General features: G+C 57.1%; 23 protein-coding genes. 11 read left to right on the top strand and 12 right to left on the bottom strand.

Features of this window, described 5'->3' with window-relative positions; genetic code table 11:
* Positions 1 to 117: 117 nt before the first annotated feature.
* From mnmG to AC6IZD_RS18495, 7 genes are all read right to left on the bottom strand, one after another.
* Entirely contained in the window at positions 118 to 2,295 is a 2,178-nt protein-coding gene (gene mnmG, locus AC6IZD_RS18525; RefSeq protein ID WP_497785100.1) for a tRNA uridine-5-carboxymethylaminomethyl(34) synthesis enzyme MnmG, read from the bottom strand.
* Positions 2,296 to 2,456: 161 nt separating this feature from the next.
* On the bottom strand, positions 2,457 to 2,849 hold the full coding sequence (locus tag AC6IZD_RS18520; RefSeq protein WP_497785099.1) for a hypothetical protein: 393 nt from the start codon (positions 2,847 to 2,849) through the stop codon (positions 2,457 to 2,459).
* Between the two features lie 135 nt (positions 2,850 to 2,984).
* Positions 2,985 to 3,350, bottom strand: a complete 366-nt coding sequence (locus tag AC6IZD_RS18515; RefSeq protein WP_497785097.1) for a hypothetical protein — start codon at positions 3,348 to 3,350, stop codon at positions 2,985 to 2,987.
* A 10-nt stretch (positions 3,351 to 3,360) separates the two neighbouring features.
* Complete coding sequence (locus tag AC6IZD_RS18510) at positions 3,361 to 3,903, bottom strand: RNA polymerase sigma factor (RefSeq protein ID WP_497785096.1); 543 nt, start codon at positions 3,901 to 3,903, stop codon at positions 3,361 to 3,363.
* A gap of 168 nt (positions 3,904 to 4,071) precedes the next feature.
* Entirely contained in the window at positions 4,072 to 5,382 is a 1,311-nt protein-coding gene (locus tag AC6IZD_RS18505) for a tetratricopeptide repeat protein (protein WP_497785095.1), read from the bottom strand.
* The gene (locus AC6IZD_RS18500) at positions 5,337 to 6,446 is read right to left on the bottom strand and encodes a VWA domain-containing protein (protein ID WP_497787600.1); all 1,110 of its coding nucleotides are present in this window, start codon (positions 6,444 to 6,446) and stop codon (positions 5,337 to 5,339) included. Before AC6IZD_RS18500 ends, AC6IZD_RS18505 begins: the two co-directional genes overlap by 46 nt.
* Entirely contained in the window at positions 6,443 to 7,153 is a 711-nt protein-coding gene (locus AC6IZD_RS18495) for a VWA domain-containing protein (protein ID WP_497785093.1), read from the bottom strand. Before AC6IZD_RS18495 ends, AC6IZD_RS18500 begins: the two co-directional genes overlap by 4 nt.
* 178 nt (positions 7,154 to 7,331) lie before the next feature.
* Between AC6IZD_RS18495 and AC6IZD_RS18490 the strand changes: the two genes are divergently transcribed.
* Both AC6IZD_RS18490 and AC6IZD_RS18485 read left to right on the top strand, forming a co-directional pair.
* A complete protein-coding gene (locus AC6IZD_RS18490) occupies positions 7,332 to 8,465 on the top strand; it encodes a DUF2157 domain-containing protein (protein WP_497785092.1) in 1,134 nt (377 codons plus the stop codon).
* Positions 8,462 to 9,055, top strand: coding sequence for a hypothetical protein (locus AC6IZD_RS18485; RefSeq protein WP_497785091.1), 594 nt, complete (start codon positions 8,462 to 8,464; stop codon positions 9,053 to 9,055). Before AC6IZD_RS18490 ends, AC6IZD_RS18485 begins: the two co-directional genes overlap by 4 nt.
* Before the next feature lie 194 nt (positions 9,056 to 9,249).
* On the opposite strand, the gene AC6IZD_RS18480 is transcribed toward AC6IZD_RS18485, so the two are convergent.
* Positions 9,250 to 10,005: a lipid-binding SYLF domain-containing protein gene (locus AC6IZD_RS18480; RefSeq protein ID WP_497785090.1), complete on the bottom strand. Its 756-nt coding sequence runs from the start codon at positions 10,003 to 10,005 to the stop codon at positions 9,250 to 9,252.
* A 224-nt stretch (positions 10,006 to 10,229) separates the two neighbouring features.
* Entirely contained in the window at positions 10,230 to 10,688 is a 459-nt protein-coding gene (locus AC6IZD_RS18475) for a hypothetical protein (RefSeq protein WP_497785089.1), read from the bottom strand.
* A gap of 138 nt (positions 10,689 to 10,826) precedes the next feature.
* Here AC6IZD_RS18475 and AC6IZD_RS18470 point away from each other — a divergent pair, with 138 nt between their 5' ends.
* Entirely contained in the window at positions 10,827 to 11,327 is a 501-nt protein-coding gene (locus AC6IZD_RS18470) for a M67 family metallopeptidase (protein ID WP_497785088.1), read from the top strand.
* Between the two features lie 24 nt (positions 11,328 to 11,351).
* On the opposite strand, the gene AC6IZD_RS18465 is transcribed toward AC6IZD_RS18470, so the two are convergent.
* A complete protein-coding gene (locus AC6IZD_RS18465; RefSeq protein ID WP_497785086.1) occupies positions 11,352 to 11,771 on the bottom strand; it encodes a PH domain-containing protein in 420 nt (139 codons plus the stop codon).
* A 58-nt stretch (positions 11,772 to 11,829) separates the two neighbouring features.
* Positions 11,830 to 12,777: a M20/M25/M40 family metallo-hydrolase gene (locus tag AC6IZD_RS18460; protein WP_497785084.1), complete on the bottom strand. Its 948-nt coding sequence runs from the start codon at positions 12,775 to 12,777 to the stop codon at positions 11,830 to 11,832.
* Between the two features lie 82 nt (positions 12,778 to 12,859).
* Between AC6IZD_RS18460 and AC6IZD_RS18455 the strand changes: the two genes are divergently transcribed.
* The 4 genes from AC6IZD_RS18455 to AC6IZD_RS18440 all read left to right on the top strand — a co-directional run bounded on the left by AC6IZD_RS18455 (position 12,860) and on the right by AC6IZD_RS18440 (position 16,012).
* On the top strand, positions 12,860 to 13,921 hold the full coding sequence (locus AC6IZD_RS18455) for a hypothetical protein (protein WP_497785082.1): 1,062 nt from the start codon (positions 12,860 to 12,862) through the stop codon (positions 13,919 to 13,921).
* Positions 13,922 to 14,153: 232 nt separating this feature from the next.
* On the top strand, positions 14,154 to 15,002 hold the full coding sequence (locus AC6IZD_RS18450; protein WP_497785081.1) for a Bax inhibitor-1 family protein: 849 nt from the start codon (positions 14,154 to 14,156) through the stop codon (positions 15,000 to 15,002).
* Positions 15,003 to 15,196: 194 nt separating this feature from the next.
* The gene (locus tag AC6IZD_RS18445) at positions 15,197 to 15,637 is read left to right on the top strand and encodes an ester cyclase (RefSeq protein ID WP_497785079.1); all 441 of its coding nucleotides are present in this window, start codon (positions 15,197 to 15,199) and stop codon (positions 15,635 to 15,637) included.
* Positions 15,638 to 15,670: 33 nt separating this feature from the next.
* Positions 15,671 to 16,012, top strand: a complete 342-nt coding sequence (locus AC6IZD_RS18440; RefSeq protein WP_497785077.1) for a hypothetical protein — start codon at positions 15,671 to 15,673, stop codon at positions 16,010 to 16,012.
* Between the two features lie 211 nt (positions 16,013 to 16,223).
* Here AC6IZD_RS18440 and AC6IZD_RS18435 read toward each other — a convergent pair whose 3' ends face one another.
* The gene (locus AC6IZD_RS18435; protein ID WP_497785075.1) at positions 16,224 to 16,523 is read right to left on the bottom strand and encodes an HU family DNA-binding protein; all 300 of its coding nucleotides are present in this window, start codon (positions 16,521 to 16,523) and stop codon (positions 16,224 to 16,226) included.
* Positions 16,524 to 16,827: 304 nt separating this feature from the next.
* Between AC6IZD_RS18435 and folK the strand changes: the two genes are divergently transcribed.
* The 4 genes from folK to AC6IZD_RS18415 all read left to right on the top strand — a co-directional run bounded on the left by folK (position 16,828) and on the right by AC6IZD_RS18415 (position 20,824).
* A complete protein-coding gene (folK, locus tag AC6IZD_RS18430) occupies positions 16,828 to 17,352 on the top strand; it encodes a 2-amino-4-hydroxy-6-hydroxymethyldihydropteridine diphosphokinase (protein ID WP_497785073.1) in 525 nt (174 codons plus the stop codon).
* 61 nt (positions 17,353 to 17,413) lie between these two features.
* Positions 17,414 to 18,670 (top strand): hypothetical protein, encoded by a 1,257-nt coding sequence (locus tag AC6IZD_RS18425; RefSeq protein ID WP_497785072.1) that lies wholly within the window; start codon positions 17,414 to 17,416, stop codon positions 18,668 to 18,670.
* Between the two features lie 12 nt (positions 18,671 to 18,682).
* Entirely contained in the window at positions 18,683 to 20,230 is a 1,548-nt protein-coding gene (locus tag AC6IZD_RS18420) for a hypothetical protein (RefSeq protein WP_497785071.1), read from the top strand.
* A 126-nt stretch (positions 20,231 to 20,356) separates the two neighbouring features.
* Positions 20,357 to 20,824, top strand: a complete 468-nt coding sequence (locus AC6IZD_RS18415) for a sunset domain-containing protein (RefSeq protein ID WP_497785070.1) — start codon at positions 20,357 to 20,359, stop codon at positions 20,822 to 20,824.
* The last annotated feature ends 1 nt before the right edge of the window (position 20,825 follow it).

The raw sequence follows: 20,825 nt of genomic DNA, 5'->3' as shown, positions 1-20,825 counted from the left end.
AACGCGCGTCGAAGATGGGGCACCCGGCTCCGATCCAGGTACACCCTCTTGGATCATGTACACGCACCCACAGCATCGAAGATGGGCACCCGCGCACTGCACAGTACAAAAGAAGGTCTAGTCGGCGAGGGAACTGGCTTGTTTGCGCTGGCGCGATTGGATTTCGATATAGACATTGAGCAGCGAGACTGCTGCGGGCGTGACGCCAGGAAGGCGCGAGGCTTGTCCGATGGTTTGGGGGCGGAGTCGCGTGAGCTTTTCTTTCATCTCGCGCGAGAGGCCGCTGACAGTGGAGTAATCGAACCACTGGGGGATTGTCTTGGTTTCGGCTTTCTTCAGGCGCTCGATAGCTTTCTGCTGCTGCTGGAGGTAGCCAGCGTACTTCACCTCTGTTTCCACCGACTTGAGTTCGACCCAGATGGAGCGCGGAAGGTGTGTGTGTTCTCTCGTGGCATCGAGGCCGTCGTGGGTAAAGAACTCGGGAGCGAACTGGCGGCAAATGGGCAAGAGGTCGTCGATGGTGATTTCAGGACGACGGAGGAGTTGCGCCCAGGTTTGTCCGGCGACAGAGGCGGAGCCGAGTTTTTCGGAAAGGGAGCTTAGGCCCACGGGAGCAGATGCACAAGTCAGTGCTTCCCCACACATGCCAACTGAGGGCATATGTGGGGCACCCGAGATGTCAGTGTTAGTTGTGGAGTCAGGATTGAAGTCAACTACACCACCCTCGGACTGGCGGTTTTTGGTGAACGTCTGGTTGAGATCGGGGACTGGCCGGGATCCTTCGCTGCGCTCAGGATGACCCCCCTCTTTGAACCGCGGGAAACTGCTGGGGACGCGCTGGGTTTCGAGTTGCTGCCGAAGGTTTGACATGCGCGATTGCTTGGCTTCGTAGTCGGCCCAGGCTTCGTCGGAGATGAGGCCCACGCGGCGTCCGTGTGGAGTGAGGCGGCGGTCGGCGTTGTCGATGCGCAGGTGCAGGCGGAACTCGGCGCGCGAGGTGAACATGCGGTAAGGCTCGTTCGTCCCCTTGCTGATGAGGTCGTCGATGAGGATCGCCGTGTATGCTTCGCTGCGATTCAGGATGAGTGGCGGTTCGCCTTTGACGGCGAGTGCAGCATTGATCCCGGCCATCAATCCCTGGCAGGCGGCTTCTTCGTAACCGCTGGTGCCGTTGATTTGTCCGCCAAGGTAAAGACCGCGAATTTTGCGAGTTTCGAGCGTGCGCTCAAGCTCGGTGGGGTCGATGGAATCGTATTCGATGGCGTAGCCGGGGCGCAGCATTTCGGCCTTTTCGAGACCGGGGATCGAGGCGAGAATCGCGAGCTGAACTTCAACGGGGAGCGAGGTGCTCATGCCGTTGATGTAGATTTCGTGCGTATTCAGGCCCTCGGGTTCGAGGTAGAGCTGGTGAGTTTCCTTGTCGGGAAACTTGACTATTTTGTCCTCGATGGAAGGGCAGTAGCGCGGGCCGATGGAATGGATCTGGCCGCTGTACATGGGCGAGCGATGCACGTTCTCGCGAATGATGCGGTGGGTTTCGGCGGTGGTGTTCGCGATGTAGCACGATACCTGTTGCTGCGTGATCTTCTTTGTGCGGAAGCTGAATGGCGTAGGTTCGGCGTCGCCGGGCTGCTCCTGAAAACGCGAGAAGTCGATGCTGCGCCCGTCAAGGCGGGGTGGCGTTCCGGTCTTGAGACGGCAATGCCGCAAGCCGAGGGCTTTCAGGCTTTCGCCGAGATAGACGGATGCGGGTTCGCCACTACGTCCGGCAGGGTAGGTCTGCTCGCCGCAATGAATGAGGCCGTTGAGGAACGTTCCGGTGGTGACAACGACAGCCTTCGCAGAAATGGTGCGCCCGTCGCGCAGACGAAGTCCAGTGACGCGATGCTGGTCGCCTTCGTCGCTGACCAAAAGCTCGGCAACCTCAGCTTGCTTGATCTGGAGGTTGGGCTGCGACTCCAGAACTTGTTTCATTTTGACGCGGTAGGCTTGCTTGTCGCACTGCGCGCGCGGCGACCAGACAGCCGGGCCGCGAGAGGTGTTGAGCAGACGAAACTGAATGCCCACCGCGTCGGTGACTTCGCCCATGATGCCGCCGAGAGCGTCGATCTCACGGACAAGATGGCCCTTGGCGATTCCGCCGACTGCGGGGTTGCAGGACATTTGCGCAATCAGGTCGGCGTTGAGGGTGAATAGTCCGGTGCGCAGGCCAAGGCGGGCAGCAGCCATCGCGGCTTCGCATCCAGCGTGCCCGGCGCCAACAACGGCAATGTCGAAGTGTTCGGAGAAGGTCATGAACGGCTTAGGAATATTTTAGCAAGGCGGATTGGCCCTGAGAGGCAGAGCGTACATTGGCAGCTGATCGTGCGTTTTTGGCCAGGAGATGCGCGCGCATATCAAGACTGGCGATGAGGGTACCTGCGGTACCCTCATGTGTTTTGGATTAACTGGGCGGGTTAGTTGGCGGGGGCTATTGAGGTGAGGTCGAGGGCGGGTTTGGCCACTCCCATGGCTTCGGCGGTGCCGATGCCGAAGTGGACGTAGACGTCGGGAACTTCCTTGAGCGGCATCCAGTAGCCAATTACACGATGGCCGTCTCCCATGTCCTCTTCGGAGGAAACGGTCTGTCCGAGTTTGAGCGCGAGATTGGCCTTGCAGCGCCTGCAGTGTTCGTTGCGGCCACCAGTTTCAGGATTAAGACTGAAACACTTGCTTCCGGACGGAACGCCAGCGGAGCGGGCGAGATCATTAACAGCAAGAATGGTCCGATCCTTCTGAATCAGCATGACTGGCTCGGGGAAGGGTCCCCACATGAGTTGGAACGAGTCAAGGATACGTTGTTCTACCACGGCAAACTCCTGAACAAAATAAAAGATGCTTCATTGGGTAAGACGATGGCGGAGCAGAGTTATTGCACGCCCAACCAGGTTTTTCTCATTTTTGTGCAAAGACCTGAGGGGGCGTGAATTCTCGCGCACGATGGCCTAACTCTTTTCATGCGGGTTGGCGGCTGAGAAGTCGCGGAAAGACTGCTGTCCAACCTCCTGCCACCATTGTTCATACTGCCGTCGCGAGTTGCGGTGACCAAAACGATGGTGGCTATGACCTCTGTGATGGAAGCCTCCGACGAGGATGCGTGCGAGCAGCAGAAGGCCGACGCTATGCCAGAAGGAGATGTGAGCAACGGCAAAGAGTGACGGCATAACTTGGTTCCAGAGCACCATTACGGCATAGCCGAACAGCAGTAACAGTGCGGCGCCAAAAGCAACAGCCATGGCGATGTGTGCGACCACGCGCGAGGCGCGGTGGCGGGGCGGGGTCATATAGGCGTGGTCGTGAAAGTTCATCATTGCAAAACTCCTATGGGATGTTCTTGTAATCGGCGAGTAGGCGGCGAAGCTTCTCGGTGGCGCGGCTCTTTCTCGAGAGAAGAGTGCCGATGGGCTCGTCCCAATCTTCGGCAAGCTCGCGGAAACTGCGGCCGTCGATCTCAGTGGCAATCCAGACGATGCGTTCGGGTGGGTTAAGAGAGTCGATGGCGAGGAAGAGACGCCGGCGAAGTTCGTCGTGCTCAAGGGCCTGATCGGGACGCGGACGCGAGTCGGGCGGCAGAACCGGCTGAGAAGGCTGCGAGGGATCTGCGATTTCGACCGCTGACACCCGTGGAACGGATTGCCGCTGGTGATCGGTGATGCGGTTAGTCAGTGAACGGTAGATGTAGGCGCTGAGGTTTTCAACCTCGCCGATTACGTCGGCGCGTTGCAGCAGATTGTATGTGACCTCGGCAACGATGTCCTCGGCGTCCATGTCAGCCAGATCGAAAAGGCGACGTCGAACAAAGGAGAGAAAGCGTGCCTTCTCGCGTGCGAAAGTGTCTGCGATTTTTTGTGTCGCTTCGGACATGATGGCGCGCTTGAGCTCTCCTGTTGGGTATGACGGAGGAATTGAGAGTTTATTGCAGTAAAGATTAGATGGGCGGGAACGGGATGCAGGGTGCGGTGGCTGACTCCGGTCGAATATGCTCACCGTAATCAGCGCTAGTATGTACGGTGCTTAGATCACGCTGCTCTGCTATTTGCTCATTTCGATTGCAATGATCTGGCCTTCGGTGGGGGTGGTGCCCTCGAAGTAGGTGACCTTAGCTTTCATGCCGTCGAGGTCGCTACATGGGTGGAGTTCTTCTTTCGGGGTGAAGCCGAGAGCGGTGAACTCGATCTTGTAGTAGTTGCGGGAGCGAAGTTCGATCGGTTTGGGACCGCCAGCGAGTGTGAGGCGCAGGGCTGCAGGCGAACTGCACTGGATGTTCTGGAGCCTGCCCCTAGCGGTGCGGCGTGGGCCGTGGTGTTCGAGGGTGGGCTCGGGATCGGTGACCTCGACGTTGACTACTTTGCCGGTGTCGGGTTGGCTGTGGTATTCGCGTGACTGACGCTCGTAGCGTTCGCGTTCGGCTTTGTAATGCTGAATGGATTCGATCTGCGAGTTGAGCGCGGCCACTTGCTCGGGAGAAGTGGCAAGTTTTGTAGCGACTTCGAGTACGCGCACAGCGTCATCGATGCGCTCGGCCAACATGAGCAGGTTGGCAGCATTCTGACGGAAACCAAGGTTTGCAGGTTCGAGTTCGACGGCTCGCAGATTGAGCGCGCGTGCTTCGTCGAGATTCTTGTGCTGCATGGCATAGAAACGTGAAAGTTCATCGCAGGCAGGAGCGAAGTCCGGATTGAGTTTGATGGACTGGCGCAGGCTGGATTCGATTTGCGAAAGGCGTTCGGGCGAGAGACCTTCGCGCATGGTGATTGCAGCGAAGTAGTAGTGGGCGAGGTAACTTTGCGAATCGAGTTTAACGGCCTGCTCGTACCAGTCCTGCGCTTCCTTCAACTTGCCTTCACGGAAGGCGAGATAGCCCATGGTTTCACGGGCAGAGACGTTTTGAGGGTCCTGCTGAAGCACGCGCGCCAGTAGAGTGCGCGAATCCTCAACGCGATTGTTCAGGGCGAGGACGTCGGCGCGGATGGCATCAGCGTCGTTGATCGACATGGGCACAACCTTGTAGGTGGAGCTGTCGATTTCGGTCGCGCCGGGCACGCGTATATAGAGGAATGAGCCCTGCTCGATGTAGCGCTGAAGATTTCTCTCAAGCACCTTGAGGTCGCCGAAAGCCTGCGTGGCAGCCGTAACGGAATCGACCTTGTTCATCACGAGGCGTCCGTACTCGGACATGTGCTGGGTGTGGTTCTGAATGTCCTTGATCTCAAGATAGTGCGTGAGAGCCCAGGACTCGGCGTAGAAGATGGAACCCTTATTCTCTTCGTGGTAATACGGAGAATTCTGATCGGCGGCTAACAGAGAGGCGAGAGGTAGCAACTTGCTCTGGCGCAGCAACATGATGTTCTCAAAGCTGGGACGGCCCACCGATGTATCAACTCTGGGCCATCTTCAATGTACTTCGAGCGGTGCGATGAAGATCCTAATCTTCCACTGAGGCTGTCACGCACGGCGAGGTGGACGATGTAGTTGCCGGGTGCGAGTTCCATTGAGTCCTTGTAAATCAAGCCATTGTTGCGAAGATTGGCGGCGGCTTCGGAAGTAAGTTTCTGGTTAATGACGTGGCGAATTGTAGCGGCCTTGTCGCTAGCAGAATCCTGCGCTATGCCTACGATGTCGACGTGTACCGCACGGGAGGACGCTTCGTCGATCTCAATGGAATTGGGCGGTATCACGAGATCGAACTCGATGTGCGTCTTCGTGCTACTTGTGCCTTGGGATTGAGAAGTAGTCTTTGGGGATGGCTGAGTTGATTGTTGCCAACGCAGCACCAGCGGGAGTCCACTGAATTGCAGGGGAGAGCGCAGGGCCAGCGAGAGGTCGGCGGTGACTCTGTCTGTGGAGTCCACTGGGGCCTGGGAAATGAAAAAGCCTTCGCGCGAACGGACCGAGACGTTCTTGCGGGAGGTGCTGACCTTCAACTTGTGCCAACCGGGTGCGGGTTTGGGGCTGTCGAGATAAAAGCCGAGAAGGTAGTAGCTCTCTGAATCGTTGACTGCGGTATGTATGCCCTTGGAAAGATCGTTGGTGTTGAGGAAAGCGCGTCCGCCGGTCATCGTCGACATTGTTTCCAGAGTGTTGAAGGTTTCCTGGTGAACAAGCATCGGAGCCTGGTCTTCAGCCGATCTATGAGCTAACGATCCAGCCGCAACTTTAGGGCGGATCTGTCCCGAGTAACTTTTGCCGGTGAATAGTCCACTGGCGTCGACGGCGTACACGGCGAAGTTTGCATCGTTGAGGTCTTTCCACGCACGCTCAAAGTACGTAGATACGTCCGTCTCATGAACCTTCAATGGATTGTTGCTTTGAAACACTGCCATGGCAAGTTCTATGGATTCCGGCACGCCTGATGTTATCCAGACGAGAGCCTTGCGACCGGGAACTCCGGAGTACGCGTGAGCTATTTCAGAGAGCGCAGAAGCCGTGTCTTGTACAACACTGCGATGCGCAAGGTCGATTTCGGTTGCTCTGACGTCGGTGATCCCTCGGCTCCAAACTTTGAGAGCTTAGACACCTCATTCTCAATCTGCGAAATACTAACTGCCTTAGGAAAAGCGAGGCCGTCTGAGTTCTTGTTTGCCTTCGCAACTGCCTGCAAAGCGGCGATGAGCGTAGCGCTGTCGGTTGTGAAATCGTGCAGCATGCGAACTCCACCCGGAGTCATCAACAGCAGAGCAATTGATGTATCGGGCGGGATGCTCTCGGCTAGGTACTTAATGATAGCTTTGCGCGCAAAAGCCTGGTCGGAGAATGGCGTGTTAATCAAGTCAATTGCAATCACGACGACATTCTTGGGAGCAGAACTCCTGCCGATCACATTAGTGAAGGTTCCGGGTGGAAGAGAATCGTGCTGCGGAGTGCGAGCCGAGGCGTGCGTGATCTCTTCGCAAAAAGCGATGCGCCGACTTTGTTTCTTGTCTTGAAGAAGAGAGAAGTCAGAAGCTTTGAGTCCGGGAATATGATGACCGGACTTGTCGGTGACGATGGTGGGGACAAGTACAAGATCGGTATTCGAACGGAGTGCCGGCGTCGGCGTGGCTGACGGTTGACCACAGATATGACGAACAACCGCAGGAACTAGCACAACGATGAGAACAACTTTCGGTCTCATGAGAGCGCTTTCCTTTCGGTGCCGCGTAGGCGGGTCCGGAACATTGGAGGACAAGGTACTCCGAATGCAGCGAGCGTGAAGTCATCTTTTGTTAAGTTTTTGTACGGCGAATCGCGGAGTCCGCAGAGTGTTCGCTTGCCAGCCAGAGTAGATAAGGGTATTGTTGCGTCGCAAAACTATGCCTACTTCAGAACAGTTGGACGAGAAACTACAGCGGTGGGTTGAGGCCAGTGTGATCGACACGCAAGCGGCTGAGCGCATCCGGCAGTTTGAGTCGAAAGCGGAGCGCGCGGGGCTGCAGTGGCCGGTGCTGCTGGCAATCGCCTTTGGCGCAATCATGGTGGCCGCAGGGGTGTTGCTGTTTGTGGCCGCGCATTGGGATGAGATGTCTCCCGCGCAGCGCTTTGCGCTGGTGATCGCGATGGTCACGGGATTCCATGTGGCAGGCGGAGCGCTGATGGGGCGTTCGCACGCGTTGGGAATTGCGCTGCATGGGATTGGAACGGTCGCGTTAGGTGGAGGAATCTTTCTCGCCGGGCAGATCTTCAATCTGCAAGAGCATTGGCCGGGTGGCGTGATGCTGTGGGCTGCGGGCGCGGCGGTCGGGTGGTGGATTCTGCGCGACTGGGTGCAGGCAACGCTGACGATGGTGCTGGTTCCTGCTTGGATCGTGTCGGAATGGATGGTGCGCATGGATCACTATGCGTACTCGGAACGCTACCTTGCGCAGTGCCTGACACTGCTGGCATTTGCTTATCTAGGCGCGCGCAAAGGGAGCGAAGATTCGACATTGCGTAAGGCGCTTGCATGGATCGGCGGAATCATGGTGCTGCCGCTGTCTCCGATGCTTGCGTTTATTGGTCACGAGGAGAGTTGGAGGCATGCCCCAAGTGCGACGGCCACGATGCACGTCATCGGCTTGCTGATGGCGTTTGCTCTGCCGCTGGTGGTGGCGTGGTTCCTGCGCGGCAAGGGTGCGGTGTGGAACGTCGCATTCGCTGTGTGGGTAGTGGCGATTCCGCTGCTCGATTATTCGGATTTGATGCAGAACGTGTTGCAGTATCTGCTGTACGCATTGGGTTCGATTGGCGTGGTGGTGTGGGGATTGCAGGAGCAGCGGAGAGAGCGAATCGACTTGGGCGTGGCCGGATTTGCGCTGACGATCATCGCGTTCTACTTCTCGACCATGATGGACAAGCTGGGGCGTTCGGCGTCGCTGATCGCATTTGGACTGCTCTTCCTGCTAGGCGGATGGAAGCTTGAACAGTTGCGCCGCAAGCTGGTGGCGCGTACGGCGGGAGGTGCGCGATGAAGCCTATGACGAAGGCAGTGGCGGTTGCGCTGGTGCACGTTCTGCTGATTTCGACGCTTGGAGCCAAGCTGCTCTATGACCGCAAGACGCGTCCGCAGGCGTGGTTCAAGACGCAGAGGTGGGATCCGAACTTGCCAATTCGCGGTCGATATGTGGCGCTGCAAATCGAAGTGAAGGACTCGCGAACTCCGGAAGAAGTAGCGCAGAAATACGCGGCCGATATCAAGAACTGGGAGACCATGAAGGCGAAGAACTCATGGAATGGTCCTTACTTCTTTGGGCACGAGTGCGGCTCAATCGTCATGCGCGATGGTGTGCCGACTGCGGCGTTCGAGAACTCGCAGTTCGGCGTTTGCGAGAACCTTTCGTTCACTCGTGTGATGCGTGAATCGCCGAGCGATGCGGTGGTCAGGGTCACGGAGCCCGTGCTGTTCTTCATCCCTGATACAGCGCAGGATCCGAGCCACGTTCAACGTGGAGAAGAGGTCTGGGTGCTGGCGACGATTCCGAAGAAAGGCCCACCGAGGCCGATTCAGTTGGGGATTAGAAATGCGAGCGGGGGAGAGATTAGGCCGCTAGGTCTGAAGTAGAGGTTGTGTCGCGAGTGAGTGTGCAGAACCCAGAGTTGGAAATACGCCAACTCTGGGCCACCCTGTCGATCTCGCATTGTGACTTCGCGGTTCTTGAATGATCCAGATTTGCAAGTGCGGTGCTTAGGTGAGTGAATGATGTTGAAAAGGTCCAGCCGAAGCTGGACCTTTTTTGTTGCGGCACGAAGCGGATGTTACTTGGCGGCGTTTGCTTCGTGGAAGTTCTGGCGGATTTGCGCGAGGAACTGGTGAGCCGCCGGTGGAGGCGTGACCTGTCCCGTTAGCAGCGTGCGGAAGTCGTAGGTGCGGCCGTAGAACGAGCGGATCGAGTCCATGTCGGCGCGGACATTGGCTCCGTTCAACGTGGCTCCGGCGAATACGCCTTTCGAGCGCGAATAGGTCAGAATGCCGCTATTCAGCTTCCAATCGGTGTTGGCGCTGGCATCGCGGCCAAAGGGGCCAGCGGCGATTCCGGCATCAGCTCCGATTTTCCACTCGGCATCGAGTAGCTTATTGGCGCCTTCCTGGGTCATGAAGAGCATAACGAGATCGACGCCTTCAACGCCGATCTGGGCTCCCCAGCTACCGCCAGTAATAACGAAGAAGGCGGGAGCACTCCAGCCCTTCTGTGTGCGGCAGGTGGCGACGCCGCGGCCATGCTGCGCGCCTACGACGAATCCGCCCTTGATGAGCTTGGGGACAATTGCGACACACTTGGCGTCGGCCAGAATGGATTGGGGAATGTTGTTGTCACCCGCGTTGGTCAGGCGGTTGAGATCCTCGGATGCTTCCGTCAGGCGGCGCTGCACTTCTCCCTTGTCCTGATTGCCGGACGACGTAACTTTCTTGTCGGTGGTATCGGTGTTCTTCGCATTGTCACTCTGTGCAAAGACCGGCACGGATGAAACTAGCGCGGTTAGGAGCAGAAGCCTGAATGCATATTTCATCATGTTTCCCTCTTGAGCGCCGAACCCTTCATGCAGGCGAGCGCTGACAGGTTCCCGGGCCATAGGCCAACTGGCTCACGAAGCCACGATCGGCGGGAACGTCCTCAAGCTTGGATTAGAGTTTGCCGTGGAAGGTTTACACGAGCAGGGCGTGAAAATGATCGCAACAGTCGAAATTCGGGGTGAGCTGCAGGCCCACCCCTTCGTGCTTGCGTGAGGGATTCGGGCTAAGAAGATTTGGGCTGCTGCCAGGGACGAGTTGGGCGCTCCGGTTCGGGGAGGTCGCGCCCGACAACCCGATCGTAGCGATAACGAGCACTGACCGTGCCGAGTCCTTCGTTGTAGAGGCTGGTGTATCCGAGAGCTTCTTTCAATTCTTCGCTGAAGCAATGCAGGTTCTTAAGGTGCTCGGCTGTGGCGGCGATTTCAAGTTTGCTTGTCTTGAGAAACTTTTGATAGCCGCGGTCGACGAGCTCGGCAGGCTCTCCGGCGACGAGGAGTGCCGGGTATTGCGCGATCCGCGAGTGGCCGCTGGTGCCGGGTTCGATGCTGGCAACGCAGTTGTATTTCTTCACCAGGCGCTGATTGCCAGAACCACTCGAAACCTCGAAGCCATGATTGGAAAGCCATTGAACCGCCTGTTCGAAGCTGCGGACGTCATTCTTGAGTGGAGCGAAATTGGGCATGATCTCCTCAACGGTTGCGGCGTGGCTGAACTGAACTCCCCCACGGAGCCAGTCGAGACGAATGCAAACGGCAGGCCGCCATTGGCAACACAATACTGTCGCACAACGCAGTGAAATCGGGCAACTTGGGCTGCGGTCATGGACGTAAAACTTGCGAACGCGATGAAGCTGTCGGAAGATCAGGCGATGCTATCGATTCCGTTTGAGAGCCAGAGAGAATTGCAGGCCGAAGTCGAGAAGGCGTATCCACGGGAGGGATGCGGGATTCTGCTAGGGCGGCGTGAAGCACAGGATTCGACGGTGGTGCGCATCAAGCCTTGTGGCAATTGCGATCCGGAGCCGGAACGACGGTATCAGATCGATCCCGTGGAGTTGATCGCAACTCAGAAAGAAGCACGCGAGATTGGGTTGGAGATTGTGGGCTTCTATCACTCGCATCCAGATCACTCGGCAGATGCGTCGGAATCAGACCGGCGCGAAGGGCACTGGACGGGATGCGTTTACGTAATCTGTGCCGTGGAGAAAGGAAAGCTCGCCGCCATAGGAGCTACGAGGCTTATGGGAGATGGTAACTGGGCGACGGAACCGGTGCACTTCGAGCCTCCGGAACGCAGTGCACCCGAGTTGCATTGCTGTTGAGTTTGGCGCGGCAAAAGCAAGCAATCAGCTCATGGAGACAACAAGGTCCTGTCCGCGGCGCGACAGTTGTGGAGCACGGGAGGCGAGATCGGTGAAGAATGCTTCCTGATCGCGGGGAGCTATGAGCATAGTGCTGGAGGCGTACACGATTTCGACACGATCGAGCGAGAGTGCAATCGAGCTGCGCGAATCGTTAGATGGTCGTACGGAGACAATGGACGAGTAAGGAATTTTCCATCGGCAGAGGCCAGCGCGGATGATGAGAGTGTCTTCGGTGGTCTCGTAAGACTGTGGATAGCAAACACCAAAATCGATAATCCAAACGATGGCTGTTACGGCGTAGAAGCATGGATTGCGAGTAGTGATAGCGGATGTCGTGACGGCGATGAGTCCGGCAACGAGAAGCGCCCCCAACCACCAATCGATCTTGGCTTCGTGTTTCATCGCTGTTCTTCCGTTCCCATTACAACAGCATGCATGCTACGCCGGAGGGATACGCGGTTCAAGGTGTAACGGGTTTGCCGCCGGGATTCCAAGAAGGCTTCCAATCGGTGTTGGCGAGCCACTCGACGGGAGCAATCATCGACTGAATCGCCCTAGTGAGATGGGGAAAGTCGATATGCGCGAGATCGTCAGCGGGCTGGTGGTAGTGCGGACCTAGTCCGTAGCTGCTGATAGTTTGTGCGACGATTCCCTGGCGCGCTAGAGCGATGTTGTCAGAGCGCTCGAAGAAATCTTGACGAGTGTGGGGGTCGGCAACAAGCGGAGCACCATGGCGTGCGAGTGTGGGGCCAAGATTGGACCGCTCCCATCCGGTGAGCCAGAGCTGGTGTGAAGGAATAGCTCGATCTGGCTGTCCGATCATCTCGAATTCAAGGTCGGCAACGATGGACGCGAGGGGAAAGGGCGGGTGCTGGAGGAAATACCGGTTTCCCCAACCGCCCGTTTCTTCACTACCGAAACACGCAAAGACGATGGTGCGACGCGGACGCTGTGCGAGTGAGGCCAGAGCGCGGGCGAGCTCGAGGACGGCGGTGGTGCCGCTGGCGTCGTCATCGGCTCCGTGGTAGATGACTTCGCTGTCGCCTTTGCGTCTGGTGCCAAGGTGATCGAGATGCGATGTGAGGATGAGAACTTCCTGAGATAGCTGGGGATCGCTGCCGCGCAATATTCCGATGGCGTTGTAGGTGATGCCGCGAAGAAGATAGGCCTGCTGAATCTCTGCCGAATCGAGTCCAAAAGCCTGAAACTGCGAAACAACGTAGGTGGCGGCGATCCATTCATCGCGAGTGCCACTGCCGCGTCCATGAAGCGCGTCGGAGGCGAGGAACGACATGTGTGCGTGCACGTTTCGTGTTAGGGAATCGGCATTCGGTTGTGCGAACACCACAGTGGAAAGAAGAAGACACGCAACCATGAAGCGGCAGAGGCGCATGTCTGATTCTGGCATGCCGCGGGATTAAGGCAAGAGAGTTTGTTGCACATCGGCTCTGGAGTACATCTCAGTGGGTTGCAGGTTGGAGGAGGGTGACTTGCGATCCATGCGCCTTGCGGTTCTGACGGTTGTGACGATGGTGGCAGCGCTGCAGGTAGCGGCAGCGAGTGGCGAAGATATGTTGAACACCAAGGCAGCAGATGTAGGTTTGCGCGGGCCAGTGAAGGAATGCGTCGAAGAGACAAGCTATCCAGCACAGGGTAGCTTTCCGGGGTACACTGCGACGACCTCGCGTCTTTACTCGCCGGAAGGGAAACTGCTGGAGCTGCGTTCCGAACAAGGATCGAACGCAACCGTGACGACCTATCGCTATGCCCCGGATGGGCAACTGGTTTCACTCGGCGGAAACGAGGTGGCGCTGCCGGAGATCCAACATGACGAGCACGGACGAAAGCTGAGTGTAGAGCAGCTTCCAGTCATAGAGAAGACAAGCTCGCCTGTGGCGGTGGGCGCAGCGTCGTGGGAAGACAGCGAGTTGCACTTCCAAGTCCCTTCGGGCGGGACAATCGTGACGTTGTATGACGACACAGGGAGGCCTTCGCAGGCAGAGATTAAGAATTCGGCTGGAGTGTTGATAGGGCGCATTCTGCGGACGTACGACGAGAAGGGGAGAATCGTCGGGGATAAACTTCGGGCGGAGAATTTGGAGGCGGGTGCGAAGGAGATTGCCGGAGGATTGGACATGCCTTTGAACGATGCGCAGAAGAAAACGATGACTGAGGTTCTGGCGCTGGCCTTCGCGTATGGGGACTCCGATTACAAGTATGACCACGCCGGACGGCTGACAGAGAAACACGTGAATATGGGCATTTGGGGCGAGACGGTCACGAAGTTTCAATACAACAAAGAAGGCGACGTCGAAGCCGAACAATCTCTGCGGAAAGACGCTCCGGCGATGAGTTCAGGATTCGGTATCGATGAGCAAGGGAAGCTTGTGCCGCAGGGAGAGAAACTACAGGCGCGCGAGTCAACGACGAAAGCTCGTTATAGCTACGAATACGACTCTCATGGCAACTGGACGAAGCAGGTAACGTCGCGTCTGAAGGCTGGTGAATACAAAGTCGAGGCGACTCGGCAAAGGAAGCTAACATATTACTAGGTCTCGACCTTGGAGGCGGCTGTTTAGCGCGCGGCGATTCCTCTGCCGAATTTCAAGTTTCACGGCAACAGACAGAATCAGACTAGATAGAACAGACCGCGACGGTAAAGAAGTTGTCAAAAATATGACATGCGAATGCAGCGACTGAGTGAATCGGAGCACCGCGAGCATCTTCAATGCATATTACCTTCGTTCTTTGTCCACGAGCTCTCCTGCGGGCAGAATGGTAGGTATGGCTGGTCCCTTTCTACCGCATCATCAACTTCCCCCAATTCCCGAGGGTACCGGGATCATGCCTGTTGCGGAAAACAAGATCGCGCGCGGTCCACATCCCGAGTTTCTAGACACATTTCCCGAGGGGGGCACGCCAATTCCTGCAGGACCGGACGTGCCGGTCTTGGACGACGCGCTTGAGCAAACATATAGACGGGTTCTGGCGCGAGCCATCGGCATGGCTGCGTGTGCACTCTTTCTAGGATCAATCACTGCGGCGACCCTTATTGAGAACTGGTCGCCTCAGAGTTTTCTCGCTCTTGCGGTGTATGTCCGTGTCTTCTTCATCGTGCAGCTGTTGCTGATAGGGTTCTGCAATCGATACATCGAGAAACTCTCGATGGCTCCAGCAGGGATATTTCTTTTCGTCTACGCAGGTTTCTCTGCTGTCGAGTTTTCCATCCTTATCTCGCCTGCATCGCTGTCCGTGGCCTTCCTGTGCACCGCACTGATGTACGGTGTAACGGCATTGTGGGGTTTCCGCTCGCATTTCGATCTTGCGCGACCAATCACAGGCGTCTTCATGCTTCTGTCCGGAGTCGCCATTCTCGTTGCGATTAATCTCACGTTCCGAACCTCTTCGTCAGTTTGGGCGCTCAGCTCGGTTGCCATTGTTATATTCACTCTCATTGCTGTTTACAACGCTCAGCAGATTCGAGATTTCTATCAGGAATACGACGATGACAATGCGGAGGGCTTGAAAGCTTCTGTCCTCGGCGCGTTGCTTCTGCTGCTCAATTGCGTGAATGTGTACATGCTGGCTACAGGCTTCACGTGGCGGAACAACAGCGAGAACTCCACGGACTAGCCTGCGGCAGCAAAATGGGCAGCTAACAATCGGCAGCCATGAGCCTGACATCCCAAGCGGATTTCCGCCTATGCTCTCGCAACACTCACAGCACTTCTAGCTCTCTCCACTTCGGCGGCTCAAATCACAGTTCTCAGCGATGAATTGCGAAGAGGTATAGAGGCTTCAATGTCGCACACTACCAAGAGGCAATTATGCCAACTTCGCTCAGCTCGGGATTGCTAGAATTCGCGGCGGAGGTGGCGATGGCTGGCGTGAAAGATGTTGTGCTGGCTTACGTGAAGGCATTCAACGAAGGCGATCTTGATGGTGTGTGCCGGCTGTTTACTCCCGACGCGCTGGTGTGGGGCGTGATGGGATGGGGAACGGTCGAGCAGGCACGCCCGATTTGGAAGGATCTGATCGAATGCCTGGATATCAAGTTGGAAGTCGCAGGCATTATCTCGGAAGCAGATGTTGTCGCAGTGCGATACGTGGAACGAGGCAAGTCGGTAAAGGCGTTTCGCGGTCTTGGGCCGACGGGGAAGACCTATGAGCTGACCGCGATGGAATGGTTCGAGATTAAGGATGGACTGATTCACCGGCGGTGGGGCGCACGTGATTCGGCATCGCTGAACAAGCAATTGGGGTTCTAGAGAGCGCCGTCGTTATGCGACGATAAATGTGATATGGGCTTCAGGATCGTTAACCTGGAAGAAGGGCATCCGACGGTGAACATCGGGCTGCTGCGACTGGACCGCGCAATTGTGGCGGCGCGAACAGAAGGCGTCTCGATGCTGAAGCTGATTCACGGGTACGGCTCGACAGGAGTGGGCGGGCGATTGCGCGTGGAGGTATGGAAGGCTCTCGACAGATTCAAGAGGAATGGGTTTATCGCAGATTTCATTCCCGGCGAGCAGTTCCGGCTTTCCGATGAGGCGAGCTGGGAATTGGTGAAGCGCGACAAGGCGATCAAAGAAGATCGCGACTTTGGAAGGATGAATCGCGGGATTACGATCGTGGTGTTGTGACGGGCGGTGGTGGTAGGTGACCTGGGGCAGTGGTGAGGATTGGAGCTGGGGTAGGGGTCCTTCGGCTTCGCCTCAGGATGACACTCAACAGCAAAGTCACAAGCAACATGCGCGTCCCAAAAGAGGCAGCGTATATGGGCACCCGCGTTGCTTGAATGGGCTCAAATGGAAAAGGCCGACCCGTGGGCCGGCCCTGCGAAACCAAACCAGACTACTTCTTCTTCGCCGGGGCGATAGCGTCCTTCACGGACTTGCCGACGTAGAACTTCACGACGGTCTTGGCAGGAATCTTGATCGGTTCGCCGGTCTGCGGGTTGCGGCCCACGCGAGCTTTGCGCGCCGACTTCTTCAAACGGCCAAGGCCGGGAAGAACGAATACGTCGTTCTTTTTCGTTTCCTTAATCGCGATTTCCGCGAGGGTGCTCAAGAAAAGTCCAGCAGCCTTGTTGCTGGTTTCCAGCTTTTCCGCCAGAAGACGAACGAGAGCAGTCTTGGTCAAGCCTGCAGCCATGGGATATTCCTCCTTGAAGATGAAGCGTGTCGAACGCCTCAGTCCCGCACATCATAACGCGTAAAATTTGCGGTGGACAAGCACTTTCATTCAGATTTTATGCGGGTTTTTCCACAGGGCTATCATTTTCAGGCTGTATTCATGCCCCTTGGGGCGCAATGGGCGAACCCAATAGGTTGTGGGTTGCCGAATTCTGAGAAGAATCCACACTACCTGTTGTATGTTGCTGGATGCGTCCGGCCCAATGAATTCGCGGGTGAGACTAGAATGTGAGCAGCAATTAATAACGAAGTGGCGGAGCGCGATGGATCTGGCGTACATATCTTTGGGCTCGAATATCGGCGATCGCATGGAGAATCTGCGGCGCGCCGTTGAGGCCGTGCGCGGCATAGCCGAGGTGAATGCCATATCGCACGTGTATGAAACCGAGCCGGTGGAATACACCGATCAGCCCTGGTTTGCCAACGCTGCTCTGGCGCTGGAGTGGGACGACGAGCCGCATCGGCTGCTGGAACGGTTGATGGAGATTGAGCGCGACATGGGGCGGCGCCGTGGAGGGGAGGACTATATTCCGAAGGGGCCGCGGGTGATTGATCTGGACATCGTGCTGTTTGGGGGCAAGGTGATACGAACGGCGACTTTGACGGTGCCGCATCCGGCAATGCATGAGCGCAGGTTTGTGCTGGAGCCGATGGCGGAGATTGCGGCAGAGGTCGAGCATCCTATCCTGCACAAGACAGTAGGGGAGCTGCTGAGAGCGCTGCCGCAGGAAGGCGCCGAGGTGCGCAGGCTTGGTGTTTTAGGCGGTGATTTACCGTTCCAACTATAGGAATGTGAGTGAGCCGCTTCGGTGGGCGGTCGCACGCGTGCGGCGTAAAGTGTAGAGTGTGGTGAGCAGCGCCTCGGCGATGATCGCAATGATTCCGGAGGATGGTTTGCCGCAAAGTAAGAGATTTGTTCGGCGCTATCGCCGACTGATTCCAGCCCTGATAGTGTTTTCCTCTTTATTCGAGATTGCGCCTGGGTTCGCGCAATCGGCTGCGCCTGTGCCCGCACCTGCAGCGGCGGCGGGAGCTTCTACGCCCGTTCGCATGCCACCGGTGGCGCAAGGCAGCCGTCCATCAGAACAACTGAAGATAGCGAAGCAAGAGGGATCGGCTGATACAGCGGTGCTCGACTGGGTGCTGGCCAACTCCGGCCCACTCAAGGGCGATGTGCGTGCCGGACAGATGCGAGTGGCGTACACAATTACTCCTGCCGAAGGATGGTGGAGTAAAGCTGCCGGGGGAAAGCTTGCGTGGCACGATGCTCCGGATGACGCGGTGCACCTACGGGTATTTGTGATGGACCTGGTGGACGGCAGGATCGTCCCCGGGCTCTCGGTGCGCGGGGTGCTGACGGACGAGAACGGAAATGAGCAGGGGGTTCCCCTGGATTTTGGCTGGTATCCGCTGATCAATGCATACGGCGGAAACGTACCGATGGATACCGACGGACGGTACACGTTGAGAGTGACTGTGGATGCGGTGGCCGGGGCGCGGGAGGGTTCGCCAGCAGATCGTGCAACGGTTGCGGAGTTTCCTCCGGTGCAGATTGCGTTGGAGTCAGTGGCGGCGATTCCGCTGGCGACTGCCACGGCTTGGGCGAATGAAGCCGAGCTGCTGAAGCCGTGCAATGCGGCACTAAGTTCGGCGATCACGGCGATGTGGGAGCACTCGGCCATGGGTGAGGAGAAAGCGGCAGGAGATTATTTCGTCGCCTACGCGCTCGGCTCCGGCGAAATGGCGGTGCAGGTGGGCGGTGCGAAACTGCGTCCGAAGAATCTGATCGACTTCTCTGGAAAGCAGAATGCCAGGCTCTCGATTGTGCCGCGTGATTCGCGCACGGGCAGGCTGATTCCAAATCTAAAGCCGCAAGCGAGTCTGATCGCAGCCGATGGCAAGACGTATGGTCCGGGAGAAATGCCGCTGCTATGGCATCCTTGGATCAATCGATATGAGCGCGAGGCGCGGATTGCGCACAAGGCCGTGTATAAACTGCGCGTGCATTTTGATGCCCCGGGGTTCAGGCGCTGGGGACGAGAGAGCGAACGATTCGCTTTGCCCGCCGATGTTGAATTCGACGATGTCTCGCTGAAAGCTGAGTAAGGGGATTACACGTTGAGTGCTGTACAAACGCCCGAGGAGATTGCTGCGCTCGTTTCAGACTACGTGGCTGAGAACCCGACGGCAGTGGTGATCGAAGACGGAAGGGAACTGTTTGACTTTACGGGTGCGCGCTACACGGCGACTCCGGAGCGTGACCGTTGCTTGCTGGAAATCTGGTCAGAAGAGCGAAACATAGTACGGCGGGCGACAACCGCAGAAATCAAGAACGGAATTCTGAAGCTGACTGTTGCGCGATTTGGGCAGGCTCGGCCATCGCGGCTGGAAATTTGTTCGAAGGCAGAACGCAAGTCTCCTTCGGCACTGAAGGCAATGCGGGCGGCCTATCAGCGTGCGCTCGAACGTGCCCTGCCAGCGCAGTTTCCGGGATGGACGCTGGATAGGCTGGCGACGGCAGCGGACCTGGAACATTCGTTTGGAGCAGTGTGTGCGCGAGGACTGCTGCGTCGAGGGCAGGAGCGCATGGCCATTGTGGGCTGCGGCGATGGCGAGTTGCAGGCGACGATCGACAACGCGGTGGCTGTCGCGATTCTTTGGCTCGACCACTGCCGCGAGCGTTTTGCGGCGAAGTCGCATGTCGCCGGCGTGGCGCTGTTTGTGCCAGCAGGCCGGGCCGCCACGGCGCAATTGCGGATATCGCATCTGAATCGCAAGGCGGCGAAGTGGCGGCTTTTCGCGCTGGATGAGAAAACTGAGCAGGCAGAAGAACTCGACCTCGCGGCGGAGTTGAACATGACGTCGCAACTGATTCACTGCCTGAACAGAGAGCATATGCTGGAGCGATTCCGGAAGTCGGTGGAGAGGATGGGAGCGCTTTGTCCCAGAGTGGAGACGGTAGCGCAGAGTTCTTCCTCGGTGAGTTTCCGGTTTCATGGGTTGGAGTTTGCACACGCAACGATGGAGCCGGACCGTCATTTCCGGATTGCAGAGCGGATTGTGTTTGGGGCAGCGCCGGCCGAATATGAATTGAACGAACAGACGGAACCGCTGTTGCGGCAGTTGATCGCACGGCTGCTTGAGAAGCGCGTTGGGCGCGATCGCACTCATCCTTTCTACCGGCTTCAGCCTGAACGGTGGTTGCAGTCAATCGTGGAACGCGATGTAACAACGCTGGATGGAAAGCTCGATCCTGCAGCTCTGTATCCGCAGGTTCCGGCATTTGCCGCGGGAGATCGTGCGGTGATCGATCTGCTGGGAATCACGCGAGATGGCAGGCTGGCAGTGATTGAGTTGAAGGCTGCCGAGGATTTTCATTTGCCGGTGCAGGGGTTGGATTACTGGGCGAGGGTGAGGCAGCATCATCGGCGAGGGGATTTTCAGACCAATGGGTATTTCCCCGGGCGCGTGCTGTCGGAACGAGATCCGATTCTGATACTGGCGTCGCCTGCGCTGCATGTGCATCCCGCAACGGCGACGATGCTGAAGTACTTCTCTCCTGAATTGGAATGGAAGCTGGTGGGACTGGACGAACGCTGGCGGGATGGCATTCGTGTCGTGTTTACGAAACAAAGTCGTTCTGAGCGCGAAAACTCGCGTTGTTGAAAACATTCACTTGTTTCGATGTAAGAACGCCAGCAGCTTTCCTTGGAAGTGTTTATGTGAGGCCACCTGCGCTGCTCGTGTGCATCCAACCTGAGCGCCACTTCGAACATACTCAGGAGAAGAAGTATGCCGAAAAGACTGCTAGCCGTACTGGGAGCGCTGATCCTCGCGACTTCGATGAGTTCAGCCCAGAGTTCGTCGCAGACGAACCAAAGCAATACCACGAGCACGCAATCGAACCAGAGCACCAGCACAGATCAGAACGCAACTACAACTAAGAAGAAGAGCCGCAAGAGCAAAACCGCCTCTGATACCACGACGCCAGCGAACACAAGCAGCAACGCAAATACCTCGAACACTAGTTCGGGATCGAGCACTTCGAATGCCGGTTCGATGTCTAAGAACGCAGCGACGAGCAGCAGCGCGGCGGTGGGTGGCAGCGACAAAGTATGGGTCAACAAAGATTCGAAGGTGTATCACAAGCAGGGTGATCGCTGGTACGGCAAGACCAAGAATGGCGAATACATGACGGAAGCTGAAGCGCAAAAAGAAGGTTACAGAGAAGCAAAACACGGCGCGGCAAAAAAGCAATGAT

Source organism: Koromonas humicola (genome assembly GCF_059726255.1).
This window is presented reverse-complemented; position numbering and strand designations above follow the sequence as displayed.

What these genes read in the sequence shown, in the direction of transcription:
- AC6IZD_RS18495 (WP_497785093.1), bottom strand. Translation starts at nt 7,153, where the DNA reads ATGAGACCGAAAGTTGTTCTCATCGTTGTGCTAGTTCCTGCGGTTGTT.
- AC6IZD_RS18415 (WP_497785070.1), top strand. Translation starts at nt 20,357, where the DNA reads ATGCCGAAAAGACTGCTAGCCGTACTGGGAGCGCTGATCCTCGCGACT.
- AC6IZD_RS18505 (WP_497785095.1), bottom strand. Translation starts at nt 5,382, where the DNA reads ATGTTGCTGCGCCAGAGCAAGTTGCTACCTCTCGCCTCTCTGTTAGCC.
- AC6IZD_RS18480 (WP_497785090.1), bottom strand. Translation starts at nt 10,005, where the DNA reads ATGATGAAATATGCATTCAGGCTTCTGCTCCTAACCGCGCTAGTTTCA.
- AC6IZD_RS18510 (WP_497785096.1), bottom strand. Translation starts at nt 3,903, where the DNA reads ATGTCCGAAGCGACACAAAAAATCGCAGACACTTTCGCACGCGAGAAG.
- folK (WP_497785073.1), top strand. Translation starts at nt 16,828, where the DNA reads ATGGATCTGGCGTACATATCTTTGGGCTCGAATATCGGCGATCGCATG.
- AC6IZD_RS18435 (WP_497785075.1), bottom strand. Translation starts at nt 16,523, where the DNA reads ATGGCTGCAGGCTTGACCAAGACTGCTCTCGTTCGTCTTCTGGCGGAA.
- AC6IZD_RS18445 (WP_497785079.1), top strand. Translation starts at nt 15,197, where the DNA reads ATGCCAACTTCGCTCAGCTCGGGATTGCTAGAATTCGCGGCGGAGGTG.
- AC6IZD_RS18450 (WP_497785081.1), top strand. Translation starts at nt 14,154, where the DNA reads ATGGCTGGTCCCTTTCTACCGCATCATCAACTTCCCCCAATTCCCGAG.
- AC6IZD_RS18515 (WP_497785097.1), bottom strand. Translation starts at nt 3,350, where the DNA reads ATGATGAACTTTCACGACCACGCCTATATGACCCCGCCCCGCCACCGC.
- AC6IZD_RS18460 (WP_497785084.1), bottom strand. Translation starts at nt 12,777, where the DNA reads ATGCCAGAATCAGACATGCGCCTCTGCCGCTTCATGGTTGCGTGTCTT.
- AC6IZD_RS18485 (WP_497785091.1), top strand. Translation starts at nt 8,462, where the DNA reads ATGAAGCCTATGACGAAGGCAGTGGCGGTTGCGCTGGTGCACGTTCTG.
- AC6IZD_RS18465 (WP_497785086.1), bottom strand. Translation starts at nt 11,771, where the DNA reads ATGAAACACGAAGCCAAGATCGATTGGTGGTTGGGGGCGCTTCTCGTT.
- AC6IZD_RS18470 (WP_497785088.1), top strand. Translation starts at nt 10,827, where the DNA reads ATGGACGTAAAACTTGCGAACGCGATGAAGCTGTCGGAAGATCAGGCG.
- AC6IZD_RS18490 (WP_497785092.1), top strand. Translation starts at nt 7,332, where the DNA reads ATGCCTACTTCAGAACAGTTGGACGAGAAACTACAGCGGTGGGTTGAG.
- AC6IZD_RS18440 (WP_497785077.1), top strand. Translation starts at nt 15,671, where the DNA reads ATGGGCTTCAGGATCGTTAACCTGGAAGAAGGGCATCCGACGGTGAAC.
- mnmG (WP_497785100.1), bottom strand. Translation starts at nt 2,295, where the DNA reads ATGACCTTCTCCGAACACTTCGACATTGCCGTTGTTGGCGCCGGGCAC.
- AC6IZD_RS18475 (WP_497785089.1), bottom strand. Translation starts at nt 10,688, where the DNA reads ATGCCCAATTTCGCTCCACTCAAGAATGACGTCCGCAGCTTCGAACAG.